This is a genomic window from Succinivibrio sp. (assembly GCF_045124615.1).
In the GTDB taxonomy this organism is placed as follows: domain Bacteria; phylum Pseudomonadota; class Gammaproteobacteria; order Enterobacterales; family Succinivibrionaceae; genus Succinivibrio; species Succinivibrio faecicola.
In genome coordinates this window covers 1-3,764 of sequence record NZ_JBGVMC010000071.1, presented here as the reverse complement: position 1 = coordinate 3,764, position 3,764 = coordinate 1, and the positions used below count along the sequence as shown (strand labels likewise).

The following is a 3,764-nucleotide window of genomic DNA, read 5'->3' as shown; positions in this document are numbered from 1 at the left end:
GGCGGTCTAGCTGTTTTATACGGTAACTTAGCTGAAAACGGCTGTATCGTTAAGACTGCGGGTGTTGATTCTTCCATCCTTAAATTTGTTGGCCCAGCAAGAATCTTTGAAAGCCAGGAAGCTGGTGTAGAAGGTATTCTTGGTGGCAAAGTTAAAGAAGGTGATGTTGTTATTATTCGTTATGAAGGCCCACGTGGTGGTCCTGGCATGCAGGAGATGTTATATCCAACATCATATATTAAGTCTGTAGGTCTTGGAAAGAAATGTGCTCTTGTAACTGATGGTCGTTTCTCAGGCGGTTCATCAGGTCTATCAATCGGTCACGTATCTCCAGAAGCTGCTAACGGCGGTAACATAGGTCTTCTTGAAGAAAATGACATCATCAAGATTGATATTCCTAACAGAACAATTTCTATGGATGTTTCTGATGAAGAGTTAGCTGCAAGACGAGCAAAGATGGAGTCACGTGGCAACAAGGCATGGCAGCCAGAGAACAGAGACAGAGATATCACCTTTGCACTTAAGGCTTATGCAAAGCTTGCATCAAGTGCTGATAAGGGTGGTGTTCGTGATAGAAGCAAGCTAGAGGGCCTATAATATGTCAGGTGATAAGCAGCTAGATGCTCAGGGGTATCTTAAAAAGATACTACTTGCAAGAATATACGATCTTGTAAAAGTTACACCTTTACAGAAGCTGGATAATTTATCTTCACGTCTTGGTGTGAATGTAATGCTAAAAAGAGAGGATTATCAGAAGATCCACTCATTTAAGTTACGTGGTGCTTACCATAAGATTAAGAATCTAGATGACGCTGCTCTAAAGGCTGGTATTATTACTGCATCAGCAGGTAACCACGCACAGGGTGTAGCACTTTCAGCAAAGCAGTTAGGTATTAAGGCAACAATTGTAATGCCTACTACAACACCTGATCTAAAGATTGATGCTGTACGTAATTATGGTGCTGAAGTTGTTCTTTATGGCGACAGCTTTAATGAATCATACGACTATGCACAGCAGTGCGCAAAGAAGAAGGGATTAACCATGATCCCTCCTTATGATGATCCTGATGTAATTGCAGGTCAGGGAACAATTGCACACGAAATCATCGGCCAGTGTGACAGCATCGATACTATCTATGTTCAGATTGGTGGTGGCGGTCTTGCTGCAGGTATTGCTGTTTACATTAAATCATTACTTCCTCATATTAAAGTAATCGGTGTTGAATCTGAAGGTTCAGCTTGTATGAAGGCAGCTCTAAAGGCTGGTAAACCAGTTGATATCGGCTATGTATCTCATTTTGCTGATGGTGTTGCAGTAAGTAAGGCTGGAACTGAAACATTCAGAGTTTTAAGTAAATATCTTGATGACATTGTTACCTGTTCAAATGATGAAATCTGTGCAGCAATGAAAGATATTTTTGATGATACCAGAGCAATTGCTGAACCATCAGGTGCACTTTCATTAGCTGGTTTAAAGAAGTACGTTAGAGAAAATAACATTAAGTCTGGCAATCATATAGCAATTCTGTCAGGTGCAAATGTTAAGTTCCATACTCTTCGTATGGTTGCAGAGCGTTGTGATGTCGGTGAGATGTCAGAAGGTATTCTTTCTGTTGAAATCCCTGAAAAGATCGGTGCATTCCTTGATTTTACCAAGGCAATCGGATCAAGAGCTGTTACAGAGTTCAGCTACCGTTATAACAGTTCACAGGGTGCAAGAGTATTTGCATCAGTGGAACTTACTGATGGAAAGAAGGAATTAAACGAGATTTGCAAGTCATTAAAGAAGAGTGGTTATCTTGTAACCGATCTTACGGATGATGTTCTTGCAAAGGATCATTTAAGATACATGGTAGGCGGTCATCCTGCAGCAAACTTAAATGAAAGATTGTTCCTATTTGAGTTCCCATCAACTGCTAATGCATTGGTAAGATTCTTAGAAACACTTGGTAATGCTTATAACATTACACTGTTCCACTTCCGTATTACAGGTTTAGAGTTCTGCTCTGTACTTTGTGGTCTGGATGTGACAGGAAAAGAAGAAGGTGTTAATGACTTCATCAAGGCTGTTGGTTACCCTGTAGAAGAAGTTACATCTAATACTGCATATCAGCAATTGATCAAGTAATGAAAGGATTATTAGTATCTTTATTGCTTTGCTCTCTGTCTTTTGCTTCTCTAGCAAAAGATGGAGAGTTCAGTGAGTTTGTAAAAGATAATTCTGTTTTTTATGAGAATCAGGATGGCACAGCTTCTGCCTCTTTAAGCATACTTGCTCCAATAGCTAATCTTTCAACAACAAAAGAATATGCTCAGTATGTAATGGATTCTTATAGAGGATGGAATCTCAATGCAGTAATTCAGCATCAGGGATTCTCTTTCAGATTTGTTGATAACGCTCCATGTGTTGGTCTTGTAACATACTTTGATGGCAGATCATATCTTTTCTTTAAGGCCTGTGGAAATATCAAAAAGGACAGTTTAAAAGAGCTTTATAAAAAGGCTAATGAAAAACTGAAGATTTCTGATATTTTAAAGAAACAGTCCAAAACAAACATGTACTAAAAAATGAGGAGATTTTAAATCTCCTCATCTTTTCCGTATTATTCTCAGTTTTAAGAAATTACTTCAATGCCAGAGCTCTATTGTCTGTTAGAACAGCATTAACTTTAGCATACCATTCAGCTGCTTCGGTATAATTCTGTAGGTTAGACTGAATAGAGCCTAGTTTTAAGTAAATATCGCAAGAAGGCTCAATAGATAGAGCTTGCTTGTAATCTTCGTATGCTTCTTTTAGAAGTCCAGATTTAAACTCAAGGTTTGCCATGGCTTTAAGTAAAGGCAGGTTAACCTGTGTTGTGATTACATTTTTAGATGCATATTTCTTTAATGCAACTAATACCTCAGGAATTGCAATTTCCCAGTTTGAAATGCTGTTTAAGAAATCTCTATCAGGCTCTTTTTTCAGAATTGAAAGACTTAACTGGCAAGCCTTGTTTACATCGCCTAACTGAATAAGCTTATAAACAAATGATCCCATGATTCTTGCATCTTTTTTATCAGTTTTTGAAAGTTTCTTCATAAGATCGTCTATACCAGTCAGATCGTTTACGGAACGAAGTTCACTTTCAATATACTTAAGATAGAAATCACGGGCTTCAGTATCGCTAATTACCTTGTATTTAAGTAAACTAGGTGTGATTTCAACGATATTAGACAGTTTATTAAGTTTCTTGTAGCACTTTAAGTAGAGTTTATATACAAAGGCATTTTTTACAGAGCCCTTTGTATTATCAAGGCATTCAAGAGCAACTTTAGCATTACCAACATCATAGTTTAATTTTGCACGAACAATATCAGATGCTAATTTTGCCTGTTTTCCTCTTCTCTGTGCTTCGTCTAAAGCCTGACGAGTATAGTCATAAAGTCCAATATGGAAAGCAGCTTGAGCGGCAACTAGCAGTGATTTTTCAGACATTTTCTTGATGTCAGCTGAATGCTTTAACAAAGCAAGTGTATTGTCATACTGTCCTTGTTCAAAAGAAATGATTGCCTCATCTTGCAATGATAGCTTTCTTTTAAAAGAATGTTGTCTGAATGCTGAAAGTGTGTTTTTTGGTATAAGGTATACCTTTTTTACAAAAGTACACAAAAAGTATAGAGCAAAGATACTTGATAAATAAAGAATTATTGCTGTAGTAATAGAAGTCTCAATAACATGAGATGCTGTAGCAATATGTATGTATCCTTGAGAATCGGCTAAA

General features: G+C 37.5%; 4 protein-coding genes. 3 read left to right on the top strand and 1 reads right to left on the bottom strand.

Annotated elements, in window-relative coordinates; all coding sequences use genetic code 11:
- The 3 genes from ACJML3_RS01900 to ACJML3_RS01890 form a co-directional block, all read left to right on the top strand.
- On the top strand, positions 1-597 hold a 597-nt coding region (locus tag ACJML3_RS01900; protein WP_406020141.1), incomplete at its 5' end, for a dihydroxy-acid dehydratase.
- Position 598: 1 nt separating this feature from the next.
- Positions 599-2,128 (top strand): threonine ammonia-lyase, biosynthetic, encoded by a 1,530-nt coding sequence (gene ilvA / locus ACJML3_RS01895; protein WP_406020139.1) that lies wholly within the window; start codon positions 599-601, stop codon positions 2,126-2,128.
- The gene (locus ACJML3_RS01890) at positions 2,128-2,565 is read left to right on the top strand and encodes a hypothetical protein (protein ID WP_406020137.1); all 438 of its coding nucleotides are present in this window, start codon (positions 2,128-2,130) and stop codon (positions 2,563-2,565) included. Before ilvA ends, ACJML3_RS01890 begins: the two co-directional genes overlap by 1 nt.
- A gap of 58 nt (positions 2,566-2,623) precedes the next feature.
- On the opposite strand, the gene ACJML3_RS01885 is transcribed toward ACJML3_RS01890, so the two are convergent.
- Positions 2,624-3,764 (bottom strand): heme biosynthesis HemY N-terminal domain-containing protein (locus tag ACJML3_RS01885; RefSeq protein WP_406020136.1); only part of this gene is annotated, 1,141 nt, incomplete at its 5' end.